At 29.1% G+C, this 16,118-nt stretch carries 14 protein-coding genes; 1 reads left to right on the top strand and 13 read right to left on the bottom strand.

Translation table 11 applies throughout. The annotated features are described in order from the left end of the window. Positions 1 to 138: 138 nt before the first annotated feature. Positions 139 to 1,866 (top strand): methyl-accepting chemotaxis protein, encoded by a 1,728-nt coding sequence (locus L3B98_RS19515; RefSeq protein ID WP_238917923.1) that lies wholly within the window; start codon positions 139 to 141, stop codon positions 1,864 to 1,866. A gap of 81 nt (positions 1,867 to 1,947) precedes the next feature. Here L3B98_RS19515 and L3B98_RS19510 read toward each other — a convergent pair whose 3' ends face one another. The 13 genes from L3B98_RS19510 to L3B98_RS19445 all read right to left on the bottom strand — a co-directional run bounded on the left by L3B98_RS19510 (position 1,948) and on the right by L3B98_RS19445 (position 15,940). Beyond that, entirely contained in the window at positions 1,948 to 2,928 is a 981-nt protein-coding gene (locus L3B98_RS19510) for a DUF5692 family protein (protein ID WP_238917922.1), read from the bottom strand. Positions 2,929 to 3,057: 129 nt separating this feature from the next. Then, on the bottom strand, positions 3,058 to 3,624 hold the full coding sequence (locus tag L3B98_RS19505) for a TetR/AcrR family transcriptional regulator (RefSeq protein WP_077366263.1): 567 nt from the start codon (positions 3,622 to 3,624) through the stop codon (positions 3,058 to 3,060). A 64-nt stretch (positions 3,625 to 3,688) separates the two neighbouring features. Next, positions 3,689 to 4,117, bottom strand: a complete 429-nt coding sequence (locus tag L3B98_RS19500; RefSeq protein WP_077366264.1) for an HD domain-containing protein — start codon at positions 4,115 to 4,117, stop codon at positions 3,689 to 3,691. Positions 4,118 to 4,141: 24 nt separating this feature from the next. Beyond that, positions 4,142 to 4,429, bottom strand: coding sequence for a GNAT family N-acetyltransferase (locus L3B98_RS19495; protein WP_077366265.1), 288 nt, complete (start codon positions 4,427 to 4,429; stop codon positions 4,142 to 4,144). Positions 4,430 to 4,649: 220 nt separating this feature from the next. Further along, positions 4,650 to 5,045 (bottom strand): YmaF family protein, encoded by a 396-nt coding sequence (locus L3B98_RS19490; RefSeq protein ID WP_077366266.1) that lies wholly within the window; start codon positions 5,043 to 5,045, stop codon positions 4,650 to 4,652. A 168-nt stretch (positions 5,046 to 5,213) separates the two neighbouring features. Then, positions 5,214 to 6,146, bottom strand: a complete 933-nt coding sequence (locus L3B98_RS19485) for a DUF2935 domain-containing protein (RefSeq protein WP_238917921.1) — start codon at positions 6,144 to 6,146, stop codon at positions 5,214 to 5,216. Between the two features lie 104 nt (positions 6,147 to 6,250). After that, positions 6,251 to 7,009: a phage replisome organizer N-terminal domain-containing protein gene (locus tag L3B98_RS19480; protein ID WP_238917920.1), complete on the bottom strand. Its 759-nt coding sequence runs from the start codon at positions 7,007 to 7,009 to the stop codon at positions 6,251 to 6,253. 1,094 nt (positions 7,010 to 8,103) lie between these two features. Beyond that, a complete protein-coding gene (locus L3B98_RS19470; RefSeq protein ID WP_238917919.1) occupies positions 8,104 to 10,119 on the bottom strand; it encodes an amylo-alpha-1,6-glucosidase in 2,016 nt (671 codons plus the stop codon). Positions 10,120 to 10,280: 161 nt separating this feature from the next. Continuing rightward, a complete protein-coding gene (locus tag L3B98_RS19465; RefSeq protein WP_238917918.1) occupies positions 10,281 to 12,041 on the bottom strand; it encodes a glycoside hydrolase family 13 protein in 1,761 nt (586 codons plus the stop codon). Positions 12,042 to 12,076: 35 nt separating this feature from the next. Continuing rightward, positions 12,077 to 12,253 (bottom strand): hypothetical protein, encoded by a 177-nt coding sequence (locus tag L3B98_RS19460; RefSeq protein ID WP_156875947.1) that lies wholly within the window; start codon positions 12,251 to 12,253, stop codon positions 12,077 to 12,079. Between the two features lie 267 nt (positions 12,254 to 12,520). Next, positions 12,521 to 13,441 (bottom strand): ABC transporter permease subunit, encoded by a 921-nt coding sequence (locus L3B98_RS19455; protein WP_238917917.1) that lies wholly within the window; start codon positions 13,439 to 13,441, stop codon positions 12,521 to 12,523. Position 13,442: 1 nt separating this feature from the next. Next, positions 13,443 to 14,375 (bottom strand): sugar ABC transporter permease, encoded by a 933-nt coding sequence (locus L3B98_RS19450; RefSeq protein ID WP_015395230.1) that lies wholly within the window; start codon positions 14,373 to 14,375, stop codon positions 13,443 to 13,445. 314 nt (positions 14,376 to 14,689) lie between these two features. Further along, positions 14,690 to 15,940, bottom strand: a complete 1,251-nt coding sequence (locus tag L3B98_RS19445) for a glycoside hydrolase family 13 protein (protein WP_238917916.1) — start codon at positions 15,938 to 15,940, stop codon at positions 14,690 to 14,692. Positions 15,941 to 16,118: the final 178 nt, after the last annotated feature.

Raw genomic sequence — 16,118 nt, 5'->3', positions numbered from 1 at the left:
ATAAAACTTTCTTATTCGATTATAGTATGGTATAACCAATTATTCTATTCTTATAATTAATTACCATATTTTCTTAGAACATATGGCTAAAATACACATTCATAAGTAATTATTGTATATGAGAGGAGCTAATAATAAATGTTAAAAAATCTAAAAATTTTTCATAAAGTAACACTTTTATCTGTGATACTTTTAATTTTCACCTGTATTGTTGGATTTACAGGTTATTCCTTCACTAAAAATTCTAATGAAAATTTATCAACAATGTATAATAGCGATATGAAAGCTATAAATATACTTGATGATATTAGAATTCAGGCAAGAACCTGTCAATATGATTTAGTTAACCTTATTATGTACAAAGGTGATACTGACAATCAAGCTGCCTATTTAAAAGAAATGAATGAAAAAATTGATGGCATAACAAATGCTATAGCCAAATATAAAGCTTTAGATTTAACTGATGATGAAAAAGATGATATAAACAAACTTGAAAGCAATCTGCCTCAATATAAAAGTCTATGTTATAAAATAAAAGATATGGCTTATTCTGAAAATATAAAAACTCAAGAAATAACTAGTTTTATGGCTGAAAATAAAGACCTTCTAGATGTTTTTCGTAGTAGCGCTAATGCACTTTTAAAATCTAATATTCAAAACGCTGACGATATATATACAAAAACACAAAGTGCTAATGCTCAATCTATAAAAACACTTTCAATTATTATTATACTATCAATAATTCTAGGAATAATAATTACTTATCTGATAGTAAAACCAATTACTTCTGTACTAAGTATAGCAACAAATTATCTTGGAATACTTGCAACTGGTGATTTCACCAGCAATATTTCACCAAAATTATTGAATGTTAAAGATGAAATTGGACAAATGCTAAGAGCCGTTGACAAGATGCAAAAATCCATCAAAGAATTGTTAAGCTCAGTAATTAATGAATCCTCAAATATTGTAAATATGATTGGTACTACTAATAGTAATATAGAAAGATTATCAAATGAAATGCAAGATGTCTCATCAACTACTGAAGAGCTTTCTGCAGGAATGCAGGAAACCGCTGCTTCAACCGAAAAAATGAATTCTGTTTCAACAGAAATACAGGCTACTGTCAAAATAATTGCTACAAAGGCAACTGAAAGCTCAAATGTATCAACAGATATAAGTAATAGAGCTAATAAGGTAAAAACAGATGCTATTTCTTCTCAAAAGAGTGCAGATGAAATCTATGCTTCAACTAATAAAAATTTAAGAGAAGCTATAGAACAATCTAAAGCTGTTGAACAAATTAGAACGTTATCTAATTCTATATTAGAAATTACTTCACAAACAAATCTACTTGCACTTAACGCATCAATTGAGGCTGCAAGAGCTGGTGAAGCTGGAAAAGGCTTTGCAGTTGTAGCTGCCGAAATAGGAAAGCTTGCTGAAGATTCTGAAAGTGTTGTAAATGAAATACAAAATGTAACCCAAACAGTATTAACTTCTGTAGAAAATCTTGCTGCTAGTTCTAATGAACTATTAGAATTTGTTGATAAAAGTGTTAAACAAGATTATAGTTCTATGGTCAAAACAGGTGAAACATATAACAAAGATGCTGAAAATATTTATAGTTTATCTAATGATTTTAGTACTGCAACTACACAGATAAGTAAGTTAATGCAAAATATTGCAGCTTCTCTTGAAGGCATAAATATGGCTACAAATGAAGGAGCTGAAGGAACTATTAGTATAGCTGAGAAAACTACTACTGTAGTAGAAATGATTTCAGATATCACAAAGCAAACTAATTCAATGAAGGAAAGTATTAATACTTTATCCTTATTAGTATCTAAATTTAAGATTTCTTAAGTATTTTTTACAATTTATCTTTGAGTATATCAACCAAGTATTTTTAACCAAATGAGCTTAGTTGATATACTCTTTTAATTTTTATTGTGCAAGAGTTTCCACTTCTCTATATTTAACTAAATCTGTATATAATTCACCAAGATACGGATTTCTTCTTGTCTTAACTATTTTCCAAATCATATATACAAATACTGCTACATTAGAAATTAATGCTGCAAAACTAAATGCAAAAAGTGGAACTGCATTATATGTGGAAGAAACTGCAAAGGTTCCTTTATCCATAAATGCTGGGAAAGTTTGTGCAAACATACACCATAAGGCTAAAGTTTGTGCACGATGTTGTAGCCACGCTCCTTTTCCTATTGTAAAAGCGCAAACTGTAGGTGCTAATAATAATGCAAACCCACAATACCAAGCATGACCTGGTAAACAATTATAAGTGTATGCAAAATTCCAAAGATCATAGGCTACAATCCAAAACCATAACATGTCTGGCCATAACATATCCATACTTCCATCCTTTGAAGTCTTTTTTCTAATGCAAATTCCAAACCATCCAGTTATAGTAATAATATTCAAAATTCCTGCAATTCCATTCATGAAATTCCAAGGGCCTCCAAGCACATACATTGCCTCATCTGCTAAGATTCCGCCTCCAGCATATTGCATCCCAACTTGAAAGTCACGACTTACAGCTTCAACAATATTAATGGCAAGAATTAGTGGAGGAAAGATTAATGCCCATTTCATATCAGCCATTTTCCATTCCTTACCAGTCAATTTATTTTTGCCTTTAACATGTCTAATACACCAAAAACCTATACATCCCGCTGTTGAAGAATATACTTTTGCTAAATGAAACCAATCCGTATACGTTGTATCTTTTAACACTGTAAACCACAAAATCGAAAGACCTATTGGTAAAATAACAAAACAAAAAAATCCAACATATTTCGATCTACGAGTAACCTCATTTAACCCAAACAGTGCAACAAAAACTAATACCCAAACACCCCATACACTCAATACGGATGCTCCTTCTGCATAATTGAAAGTAAACATTTAAGATCCCCCTTATTATGAAATTTTTACCATCTACATATTAATTATAGGTTCTCGAAAACGTTTCATTCAATAGACAAATCAGCTAATCTGTATGAATTGCATGTATTAACTATTAAATTATCTTTTCTATGCTTCTTTAGCAAAGGAAGCTACAGATCGAGGAATACTTCCTGTTATCATTATTAATAATTTCTTAAGCATAATTTTAGGTTCTACCATCATATCTTTATCTATCCAATCTATAATTAAACCATTAAATACATGTCTGTAAAAATTGATAATAAAGAGCTTATCCTCCTTAGATAATTTCACTTTCATTTTATTTACACACTCTGTAATAACATCACCAAGCAACTTATTAGTAAAATCAGTAAAATAAATATTAGCTTCTGACCAATATGAAGAGTGATAAACATGAAGAATCATTTTTGAGTTGTTCTTTAAATAATTAAGGGTAGCGAGAAAGCCTCCCTCCCAATTTTCAAAGGTTCTATTTTGTGCTATTTCTTTAGTTACTTCTTCTAAAACTATAGATTTAAAAATATCCATTATATCAGTAAAATAATAATAAAAAGTCTGTCTATTTACATTACAGTGATTGCAAATTTCCTTAATCGTTATTTTGTCTATGAATTGCTTAGATAATAACTCTTTAAATGAATTAATAATTGCAATTTTGGCATTTTGTTTCATAAGCTTTTCCTCCTATTAGCTAAATGTCATTTATTCATAATTGCTAAAATTTAGAAATTTTATTTTACTCTTTCTCAAGAACATTACTTATTCTATCTGCCGCTTTACGATATTTTTCTGCCCTTTGATAATCCCTTTCTGTTGGAACTTCAATTCTTGATAAATCCATATTATCTTTTAAATCAGCTAATTTTATATAACAAGCTAACTTATTATCAAGAATTCTACTTATGAAATCATCATAGCTTTCATTTTCTCTCCTTGATAATGCATCTAAGGCAGTTATTACTTCTTCTGAAAACCCTTGATTTCTTAAGCTATCTAATGTAATATCTGTATCTTCGATTACATCATGAAGTACTGCACATATTCTTTCTGGTTCATTTTTCCTTGAAAGCATCAGCCTTAGTGGATGTAATATATATGGTTCGCCGGCTTTATCTACTTGGCCTTCATGTGCATTTGCAGCTAATGCTATAGCTTTTTCAAGCATTTAACAACACCTCCAAAAAAATAATTATTGTTCTAATGAGTTATATAAAACGCTAGTATATTCATCATTCTTATCAAATTCTTTTTTGGCATATTCACATACTGGTATTATCTTTTTATTGTTTAAAAGCGCAAAATCCACTACTTTCTTTACTAACAATTTTCCTACGCCTTTTCCTTTTAACTCTTCATAAACATAAGTATGCTCTATTTTTATTATTTCCTTCTCCATATCACTTAATATTATCTGAGCTAAAGGTTTTTCTTCTGAATCTCCAATATAAAATTTATTTGTCCCTTTTTTTATCTCCATAATTCAATCCCCTTACTAACATAAATTAATTTACATATTTTTCTTATAATTCTATTATAACCAAATATAGCTTATTTAACAAAAAATAATAAAAAGAAATACTTTAAGCTCTTTTTACTCAAAGTATTTCTTCTATTCATTATATAATTATTTATATATTCCTTTAGTCCTTACCATACCATTTACATATTAAAAATATAACACTCTCTATAAGATTTCTTTAGTAATTATTTTCCTTTGGCATGCTTGTAGGATCTTCTACTTGAGTTATAAGATAATAATTATGCTCATGCCCATCATCATAAGTTGTTGTTCCTCTCAATAAATGAACATGTTTTCTTCCATTAAGATAAAGGGCTGGACCAGTAGTTTCATTTATCTCATGATAATGATGAGCAGATGTATCTATAAATACATTTACTTTGTGAACATGAGATTGACCATACCTAATTGATGGCCCAGTAATACCTGCAATGTGATGACTATGTTCTATTCCCTCATCATCCTTTACATAATCTACGCTTGACTGGAATTCATGATTATGAGTTTCTCTTTTACTGTTTTTATTCTGATTTTGGTCATTATAACTCCCGTAGTTGTTATAATTATTTTCCATTAAAATATCCTCCAAATAATTTCAATACTATATACTATTCATTGAATTTTAAAAAGTGAAATATATAATTTAAAATAAGTGCATATGCTAATCATATACACCCATTCTTCTCTATTATATAAAATTCTCACCTTAAGCTATACCTTCTAAATCTATTAGAATTTACAATCAATCTTCAGCTTTTCTAAATATTTTTAATAATCTTAAATAGTGACTTGCTTCACGTAATGTATGATCTCCTAACAATGGTATTATTATAGACTTAATCTTGCATTCTACTAACCCTTGAGTCCCTTGTGCCTTAAAGCTTCTTATCGATTTGGTTGCTTCAAAACTTTCATCTGTAACTTTAGAAATTGGTATTGATTGATTCATAGCTTCTTTTGCTTCTCTAGTTAATATATCAAACTGATGACCGAAGTTATTTGCTGTATTTATTAGTTCATCTTCAGTTGGATCTAGTAATCCTCGTATAAATTTTGAATGTTCAGCCATAATTCTATTCCAGAAAACTTCTTGTTCATAAGCTTTTCTCTCTATATCAATTTCTTCACGACTTTGAAGCCTTTGAACTAGCATAAAATAAAACTTTGCTTCTCTTAAAATATGATCTATAAGCAATGGATAATTAACCGTAAATATCTTGCAGGATAAAACCTCTGATAATAATCCAGTCTTAAATCTTATTAAGCCTCTAGTTAATTCCATTGCCCTGTTGTTAATGGCAAATACTTTTTTCTCAAGCTCTTCATGATTATGTCTGCTAAAGGAACTACTCATTAATTCAGCTTCTACCTTAGTAAGATCAGTCGCAATTTTCACTCCTGTAAAATATGCTGATGCTTTTTCAGCTTCAAGGGTAAAAGGAGTTACTACTTCACCAGATTGTAATACATCACTGCTTACAATACCTTCAGACATAGTAATTACATCATATAAAAGATTATCGAAGCCCATTCTAAAAGCATCTGCTTCATCTATATAATTTGAATTCTTTGGTGTAAACCCTATTTCCAAAAAAAATGAATGTTCCTTCATAATTCTTGCAAAGAAAAGATGTAATTCTAATGATTGTCGTATAAATTTATTACTAGATAACATGTTAATTTCTCCCAATAAAATAATTCAATAACAATTCCATTATATTAATTTTCTCTGCTAACTGTTCCACTTTCAGGCCTACAAATATTTGATTTCTGAGTTCTCTAATACGTCCATGCAGAGATAACTTTCTCACCTTTACCCAGGACAAATTCACCACTTGTCAGTGTACATATTTCTCTATCATCATTTTCTTCATCTGTAACATTATAGATACTCTCTTTCTTCTTTTTCCTAGTTTTCTTATTCTTCTCTCTATCTAAAGTTGTTACAATATTATCTTTTAAATTATTAACTGTAGTAATTGCAACTTCATCAGCACTAACTTGATTTTTAGGCTCATTACTTTTATTATCTTTTACATTTTCCACGTTATCTTTTTCATTGTTAACTGGAACGATTGGAGTTTCATTTGTATTAACTCGATTTAGATATTTTTTGTTATCATTCTTATTAATTTCGTCTTTTATATTATCAACTGCTTGTACATTGTTATTTACAATGACTTCATTATTCCCTGTTTCAGTTTTTTCCTTAACTTTTATATTTTGATGCTTAGCGAAGTTTTTTACACAATAAACCTTATGTTCAGTAAGTTCAACCATTTCTAACCCAATTAATACATCTAAGGCCAATTCAACCTGGTTAATCTCTCTATTAAACTCTATTGCTAAAGTTTCTGTAGTATATGGAATATTTTTTGACATATATAATTCTCCATCTAAGTTAACTTTACCGCATAAAAGCACAAGTCTATACCATATATAATGAATAAGATCCCTTTCTGGTTTCATATCTATTATTTTTAATTTAGTATCATCTGGCATGTCTACTCTGAATTTTACAAACTTTCTTTCTCTCATCTTAATCATTCTCCTTCAACTTTATATATTAAATAAATCCATACTCAAATGATCGATATTGCAAATAGTTCCGGATTGCAGCATAGCTGCTCTTTTTATAGGTGTCTATTTAATATATATGAATAATTAAAGGAAATCACATGAAATTTCAAAAATTTTTTTAGTAATTCAACCAACTTAATTCGCCAGACAGTGTCTGGTAATTTAGATAACACAAATATAAATTTCTCATATTCTGAAGATTTGAACGCGAAAAACCCTTACCAAGTTCATTCGATAATTCTTTATTTAATATTTCCATCACTAATTTTAACCCTGTTTTGATTCCTTCTTTCTAAAATCGCTTGTGCCTTTTCAAAAGTTTATTCATTAATAATAGCTTCGTGGTGATCTCTAATATAAAATCTATCTTCTTCGCCGACGGAGGTCTTTTGTTGTACTTAAAATTAGTTATCATATTACTAAGTTGAATAATTTCAACTTATGTTGGTATCCATTTTTTATTTCTGTTTTTTCATAGCTCACTTTACACTATCCAGCCTACAACCATAAAATAGTAGAGACTTTCTTTCCACCTTTTGTTCAATAACTTCCAAATGAGATGAAATTTGTTGCAATTTTCAAAGCGATCTTTTAAAAAGTTATCTGAATGCTTTCAAGGATACTTGGCAAAACTCTTTTCCCAGCTACAGTATTGATTGGCTATATGACCTGCTCTACCATGATTATCATAACGATTTCCCGACAGACGAACTAACACGATTCTATATTGAACATATCTGTAATATGTCCGATAATGCTCCTATGGAATCGTTTGGAGGAAAAATGAAATGTGATGGCTTTATGGAAATCAATTTAAAACACGGGATAAAGCTCCAGTTGCTGTATTTAAATATGTATAGAAGTTATTAGTGAATAAACAAACTTAAAACTAATACTATAAGTAATCCTAATTCAGAGTTTATTAACTCCAATATTCCCCATGTCCTATTTGTAAAAAGTCCAACTATCTAAATTTTATATTTAAATAATTGAACTTCTTTAGCGATTTATTTTTCTTATAAAATTATTTTTCTAATACTATGCAAAGTGAATCAAATAAATGGCAGTACATCGTTAGTATATGCTCTTAAAACTTCGCCTACACTCCAGGCTTGACTATAACATCCCCTGCCTGTAGCTGAAAATTTTCCATCAAATACTTCAGCTATTCCATTTATACATCCATCTTTCATATGATCCTGAAATACTTCACACATTTCTTTTGCTCTACTTACTGCTTCTTTAGAGTGATTATTTACCTTACAATATGCTGATATAAAGCTCCCTATTAAGAATGCCCATGTTGTCCCCATATGATATGCTAAATCCCTTTTCATAAGTGGTCCTATATATTCGCTCTTAAAATCTTTATCTAAGTATGACAGCGATCTCAATCCATAAGTCGAATATAATTCTTTATATACTTTATTCACAACTTTCGCTTCCTTTTCTTTTTCTAACATAGTAAATGGCAATGATACTGCCCATATTTGATTTGGCCTAACTTTCCCATCATAATCATCAACAACATCAAATAAACACTGTTCTTTTTCATTCCAGAATTTTTTGTTAAAGGAGTTTTTAACTTTTCTCGCTAAACTTTCATATTTTGATCCATTCATTTCATACTTTCTACATAACCAATCCATTATGCAAAGGGCATTATACCAAAGAGCATTTATTTCTACTGGCTTACCATGTCTTGGAGTAACAACCATTTCATCTACTTTTACGTCCATCCATGTTACTTGATCCAATCCGCTGCCAGCATGAATAAGACAATCATCATCCATACCTATTGAAAAATGTGTTCCATTTGAATAAGCATCAATAATTTCAATTAACTTGTCGAATAATTTATCATTAACAAACTTAAAATCACTTTTCTTTCCAGTATATTTTAAATACTTATATACAGCTTGTACATACCATAATGATGCATCTGCAGTATTGTAAAACGCTTGTGTTCCTTTATCCGCAAAAACATTTGGAACAAGTCCATCTTTTATATATTCTGTAAAAGACTTTAATATTTCTCTTGCATCCTCAAATCTCTTTGTACACAGCGTTAAACCTTCAAAAGCTATCATAGTGTCTCTCCCCCAATCAACAAACCAAGGAAATCCTGCAAGTATTGTTTTCAATCCAGTACTTTTTCTATCTACAATAAAATGGTCAGCTGCTTTTACTAAATTTAATGCAAAAAAATCTTTATAGCCTGATCTATTCAATAATTCATTTGTTCTTTCCTTATATTCTTTAACGATATCAAATCCGTCTTTATCACCTAACTCTTCTACTGTACATTTTAAATAAAACTTTTTAGTTTCAAAAGGCTCTAATTCAATTTCAATATCATATGGCGTATAATGATTATTTAACCCAATAAATCCATTTCTATTTTCAAATTCATAGTAATGATTCTCTTCAATTAATGGATTATAATTAAAATCATTCTGTACTTTTATAAGACTTCTGTCCTTAAATATGCCTGCTGATGACATAAAACTTATTATCTTCTTATCATCTTCATTAGGATACAATTTTAATATATCGTCTTGTAATTCAGTTTTAAAATCCAGCTGCTCAGAAGCCTTAAATGTACCAGCTTCCTTAAAATTAAACAGTGGTGTAATATCAATTTTAGCCTTAGAACTTCCATTTTCAATCTCATAACATATAGCTACAGTATTATATCCATATTCCATAGCTATAGTTTTTTTTACATTTATATCTTCTATTTGATAAATATATTGAGGCACTGAATCAAATATAAAACTTTTGAGATACTCATAACCATTCTTCGTATAATCCTTATATTCCTGACAAGTCAAATCATATGTTCTTCCATCTGTGACGATTTTTTCCTGAGTTCTATATAATATTGAATAACGTTCTACTGGCGGATTCATTGCTGCTATTAAATACCCATTATGACATCTAAATCCACTATTAATGATAGTTTGACTGCTATACCCGCCAATACCATTGCCTATCATCCATTCTCTCTCGTTTCCTTCCTTTATATTTCTCCAGTATCCTCTTCCGAACCTATATGTTAATTCCATGACTACTCCTCTTCAAAATTATTTTTTCATTTATAATTAATAAGTACATATTGCTGATTTAATTAAATATATTTTTCATTTATAAATAAAATCAAATCGCAAAATGGATATTTTTTATCAGCCCATGATGTAAACGGACTTGTTATTTATTTGATTGAACCTTATATAGAATCAATCTTTCTAATTAATACACCTTTTTTAAGCAGTCTATTATTAGAATATAAATTACTAAACAAAACACTGCCATTATTCTCTATTAAAACATCTATATTTGAACAATTTAGTAAAATTTCTAACCTATTTTCATTTTCATCTATTTTAATATATTCTATTACCCTGCTATTTTTAATTGTATTTGGAAAATGAAAATTACGGCTTCTAAATAATTTTTGCTCTTTTCTTAAATTAATCAACGCCTTCATTATATTAATCTTATCATCATAAATTCCACTTTTTATTTCATCCCATGGCATACATCTTCGGCAATCGGGATCATACTTTCCTTCAAGTGCAACTTCTGTACCATAAAATATGCATGGACTTCCTGGCATCGTAAATAGTACAGCTAGCTGTTGATAAAATACGTTAATGTCTTTTACTCTTGAAATTAAGCGTTCTGTATCATGAGAATCCAACAAATTAAATAACACATCATTATTTTGCTGCATATATATTGTATAGCATCTATTTATTGTGTACTCAAAATCATCCTTAGTTAAACTCTTATCTATCCAGAAGTCTGATATACTACTAGTTAGTGAATAATTCATAATAGCATCAAATTCATCACCTCTAAGCCAAGGAATAGAATCATGCCATATTTCACCTAAAATATAGAAGTCTGGATTTAACGATTTCATTTTTTCTCTAAGCTTCTTACAGAACTTATGCGAAATTTCATTTGCAACATCTAATCTTAATCCATCAATCTTATAATTTTTTACCCAATACTCACATACCTTAATTAAATAATCAATTACTTCTGGATTATTTGTATTTAATTTTGGCATTTTCTGATTAAAGGCAAAAGAATAAAATCGTCCATCCTTTGTATCGTGCTTATTATCATCAAAAGGCCACTTATTTACCATAAACCAACTATAATATTTGGAACTAGGACCATTTTCAAGTACATCTAACCATGGCCCAAACTTAGCTCCACAATGATTAAACACTCCATCAAGCATAATCCTAATCCCTTTTTCATGTGCTTTATTTACAAGCTTTCTAAATACATTTTCATCTCCAAAATTAGGATCTATTTTCATATAATCAGTTGTATCATATTTATGTGCTGACGGAGATTCGAATATTGGATTTAAATATATGCCTGTAATTCCTATTTCTTTTAAATAATTTAATTTATTTATTATCCCCTGCAAATCCCCACCATAAAACTCTTCATTTGTAACGCCTCCTTTATGCCAAGGCTGGACCCCTTTGGGATTAATTGAAGGATTTCCATTACAAAAACGCTCTGGGAATATCTGATACCAAACCATATCATTTACCCATGCTGGTGTTTTATTTATATCAGCTTCATTCATCCATGGAAATGTAAAACATTGCAACATTTTTCCGTCCAATTGCATTTGTTTTTCACTTAAAAAACAATCTTCAAAATAAAACCAGGTTTCTTCATTCCCCGTTAATTCAAAATAGTATTTACATCTTTTATACTTCAGTTTCAAAGTAGTTGTCCACCATATTTGGTGCTTTAATCTCTTTTTAAATGGAATTTCTTCTCTTTTTCCTTTCCATTTCCATTCGCCACCTAAAATTCCTCCATCAAATGGATCACCATAATATATAAACACTTTTTCTACATCATAACCAGTCTTTATATTTACAATTAAATTGTCTTTATCAATTGAATAACATAAGTTATCTGAGGCTCTATGATATACAGCTTCGAATCTCATAAGAATTCCTTCCCCTTTTCACTTATATATAACTATTACGCTACTTTGATCATTGGATTTGATACCTCCTCCATATTTAACACTAAAGATTCCAAATTATTTGTAGAATCTATAGTTCCAAGATCAATCTTGCCTAAAGTCTCATTTACATTAGATATAGCTAACGATAATTCCTTACTTTTATCATTTAAAATCAATGATTCTGAATTCACATCTTCAGCTTATGAATTAACATTACTTAATAAAATTAATTTTAATAAAAGTAACGCTGCAAATAATTATTATTGGAATAATTGAAATACAGAATATACTTTCCAATAATTTAAAATGCAAACTTTTAGATTTTTTAATAGTTACATCATTGTTTTTTGAATTTTCTTTAGTTGAAAGATTTTTATAGAAAAACTTTTTAATTTTATTAAAATTGCTACTTATTTTCTAACCCTTAGTTGGCTTCATTATATACTCACGTCCACACTTTAGCCTTTTACTGATCCAGCAGTTAATCCTTTTGCAAAGAATTTTTGTGAAAATACTGATATCAAAACAACTGGTAATGATGCCATTATTGCAGCCGCTGAATATTGAGTCCAGTTAGCTGAAAAATGATCTTTAATGAATCCTTGCATACCTGTTGCTAGAGTTTCTGTATATTGATCTTTTATAAGAGCTGATGTAAATAAAAATTCGCTATAAGCTCCAACAAAAGCAAATATAAATATTACTATTATCATATTCTTTATTAGTGGCAATACTACCTTAATGAAAGCTTGAAAAGTTGTTGCTCCATCTATATATGCAGTTTCAGTTAATTCTTTTGGAATTCCATCCATGTATCCCTTCATAAGCCAGATGTTATATGCACTACCTACTGATATAATTAATATTAATGGTAATAAATTATCCATTCCACCCCGAATATTATATGCAACACTTAAAATTGCTGGTAATGCCATTGTATTTGGAAACATCTGTAATATCAAAAGTGCCATAAGTCCAAATTTTCTACCTTTAAACCTAAGCTTAGAAAACGCAAAAGCTGCTGGAATTGTCATGATTAGCTGCATCATAGCAACGCTAAAACAAACAACTAATGAATTTCTTGCCCATATTAAAAACTTAGTTTGAGTTATTACTTTTACATAATTCTCTAAAGTAAATGATTTAGGAAAAATAGAGGTTTGCGTAAATGAATTACCTTTAGCCATAGATGCTGAAACAACTGCCATGATTGGAATAAGAACTATTACAATCATAATCCAAAGTACTATCCTTGAAATCCATGCAGTTCTTATTTCTGCTGGTCTTAATTTTTTTACATATTTTAATTTTATGTTTTGTATTTCTTCACTTTGTCCTTCTGTATTATTTAATTTCAAATTCCCTGCATTTGATGTCATTTTAATCAACCTCCTCAAATTGTCCTGATGCTTTCATTTGTATGTATGAAATTGTAGCTAAAATTATAAATATAATAATGCTTATAGTGGAAGCAATTTCATATCTTCCAAATGTTATTGACAATTTATAATTTACTGAAGCCAATATATCTGTGAAACCTGCAAATTGTGTTCCAGGTCTTGCCGGATTACCATTAGTAATTAAATATGCTTGACCAAAATTATTAAAGTTAAATGCAAAGGATGAAATAACTAATGGATATGCTGTTTGTGCAAGCGAAGGTAAAGTTATTTTAATAAATTTTACAAACTTGCTGGCTCCATCAACGTCAGCTGCTTCATAATATGTTTTAGGTATCGATTGAAGTGAACCCAAACAAATATTCATGGCATATGGAAATCCTAGCCATATAGTTACTATGATTATTGCAATTCTTGCCCATAATGGATTAGTTAACCATGGAATAGGCGCTGAAATAGCATGTACACTTATAAGTAAATTATTAATTGCCCCATAACTTCCATTTAATAAACCTTGCCATGAAAGTATTGCAACAGTAGCTGGTAATGCCCATGGAATAATTAAAATTGCTTTATAAAGCCCTCGTTCTTTTATATTTTCATTATTTACAAGAATTGCCATAATTAGTCCTAACAAAAATGTTCCTGCAGTTGCCAATGTAGCAAAGACACATGTCCATATAAATACCGGAAAAAATACTTCTTTAAATGGACCAGCAAATACTTCTTTAAAATTTGCAATTCCTACAAAATTAATTTTTCCTTGTGAATACATAGTATAGTCTGTAAATGCCAAATATATTGTATTAAGTATTGGTAATATTGAAAATATAATTATTGAAATAATGGCTGGTAATAAATACGGCACTGATTTCAAAGTATGTGTTATTTTTTTTGTTTTGGCTTGTTTCATAATTGCCCACCTCTTTGATATAAAAAAATTTAAATCTAGTATTTCTTAATCTTACTTTTCTATATAAATAATTTATTTAATCTCTTATGTCAATATCACTAAAATATATTATACTAATTGAATTTACTAATAAAGCCAAATTTAAATATATGCCTTTTTCTCTATGATTTTTATCATGGAAAAAAATAAAATCAATGAAATTTATTCATATATTTATCCAAACAGATAAACATATTGTGATAACCAATGTCCAATTAAAGAACATTGATTGTTTAAAGTTGCTATTTTATAACTTGCAAAGTTATCCTTGAATGCTAAACTATAACTTTGTAACTAAGACCATCTAGTTCAAATCCATCAATAGACTGTTTGCTATGTCCAAAATTCATAAATACTTTAACTCTTTTTTCTCCATGCACTCTTTCAAATGCAAACATCATTTCTTTATGTCCAACAAATTGTATAGTCCCTTTTTGCAATGCTTCACTACTATTTCTAAGTTCTATTAAACCTTTTACATGATTATATATATCATAATTCCATTTACTTTCATTCCATTCCATAGTTCCTCTACAATAAGGGTCATTTTCTCCTTTCATACCTATTTCATCTCCATAATATACAAGAGGCATTCCTGGGAATAAAAATAAAAATGCATAGAATAATTTTTCTCTCTTTATATCTCCTCTGCAGAAATTAAAAATCCTTTCTGTATCATGACTTCCAGACATATTAAAGCAGCAATGTATATTCTGCCCGTATGTTTCTTCTATGAAATTCCATTCATCTATGAATATTGAGGCATCAATGCTTTGTCTTATAACTGCTTTTTGCACTAAATCTCTAAATGAATAATTCATTACTCCATCAAAATATTGAGGCACAAATTTCTTGCCACACCCCCATATTTCACCTACTATATATAAGCTAGTAGATTTTCTTATTTTTTCTAACATAGAGTCTTCAATATAATATGGTACATCTAGTCTTAATCCATCTATTTTCATCCCTTCCCAATACTTAATAACATCAACTATATACTTTTGAACTTCAACATTTTCAGTATTAAGACGCGGCATATCTATACATCCTCCAAAATTTCTATAATTAGGTAGACTTTCCACTTTAACTGGATAACTAAAAATAGTATACCAATCCTTATATTTTGATCTCTCTTGATTTTCTAATATATCTTTGAAAGCAAAAAAATCTGGGCTAGTATGGTTAAAAACTCCATCAATAATAACTTTTATATTTTTTTTATGACATGAATCTACTAATTCTCTAAAATCATCTAAAGTTCCAAAAGAACTATCTATATTATAATAGTTAACAGTATCATACTTATGATTAGAATTTGCCTGAAAAATTGGATTTAAATAAATTGCACTAACACCGAGTTTTGATAGATAATCAAGTTTCTCTTTAATTCCAATTAAATCACCTCCCATAACACATTGTCCATCAACTTCACTTTCCCATTCTTTTAAACCTTCAACATTATTATTTTGTCTTGATTTATTAAATCTGTCTGGAAAAATTTGATATATTATTTCACCTTTCATCAATTATTCCTCCTAATTTATACATTATTATCTACCTATATTTCGCTTCATTATGGAAACATGGATTTTATAAGGCTTTAGGATCTCCATGCGGTTTTTCCAGTTAGAAGCGAAAAGTAGATATTTAATATTTTTATGTGCCAAAATTAACTTCATTATTATTACAATAATCTTTTGA

Source organism: Clostridium sp. YIM B02555 (genome assembly GCF_022320955.1).
Taxonomy (GTDB): domain Bacteria; phylum Bacillota; class Clostridia; order Clostridiales; family Clostridiaceae; genus Clostridium; species Clostridium saccharoperbutylacetonicum.
Note: the sequence above shows the minus strand (reverse complement) of the source record. Positions and strands in the feature narration are given on the sequence as shown.

Coding starts and splice junctions, on each gene's coding strand:
- L3B98_RS19510 (WP_238917922.1), bottom strand. CDS start 2,928: ATGTTTACTTTCAATTATGCAGAAGGAGCATCCGTATTGAGTGTATGG.
- L3B98_RS19505 (WP_077366263.1), bottom strand. CDS start 3,624: ATGAAACAAAATGCCAAAATTGCAATTATTAATTCATTTAAAGAGTTA.
- L3B98_RS19455 (WP_238917917.1), bottom strand. CDS start 13,441: ATGACATCAAATGCAGGGAATTTGAAATTAAATAATACAGAAGGACAA.
- L3B98_RS19465 (WP_238917918.1), bottom strand. CDS start 12,041: ATGAGATTCGAAGCTGTATATCATAGAGCCTCAGATAACTTATGTTAT.
- L3B98_RS19450 (WP_015395230.1), bottom strand. CDS start 14,375: ATGAAACAAGCCAAAACAAAAAAAATAACACATACTTTGAAATCAGTG.
- L3B98_RS19495 (WP_077366265.1), bottom strand. CDS start 4,429: ATGGAGATAAAAAAAGGGACAAATAAATTTTATATTGGAGATTCAGAA.
- L3B98_RS19445 (WP_238917916.1), bottom strand. CDS start 15,940: ATGAAAGGTGAAATAATATATCAAATTTTTCCAGACAGATTTAATAAA.
- L3B98_RS19490 (WP_077366266.1), bottom strand. CDS start 5,045: ATGGAAAATAATTATAACAACTACGGGAGTTATAATGACCAAAATCAG.
- L3B98_RS19485 (WP_238917921.1), bottom strand. CDS start 6,146: ATGTTATCTAGTAATAAATTTATACGACAATCATTAGAATTACATCTT.
- L3B98_RS19470 (WP_238917919.1), bottom strand. CDS start 10,119: ATGGAATTAACATATAGGTTCGGAAGAGGATACTGGAGAAATATAAAG.
- L3B98_RS19480 (WP_238917920.1), bottom strand. CDS start 7,009: ATGAGAGAAAGAAAGTTTGTAAAATTCAGAGTAGACATGCCAGATGAT.
- L3B98_RS19515 (WP_238917923.1), top strand. CDS start 139: ATGTTAAAAAATCTAAAAATTTTTCATAAAGTAACACTTTTATCTGTG.
- L3B98_RS19500 (WP_077366264.1), bottom strand. CDS start 4,117: ATGCTTGAAAAAGCTATAGCATTAGCTGCAAATGCACATGAAGGCCAA.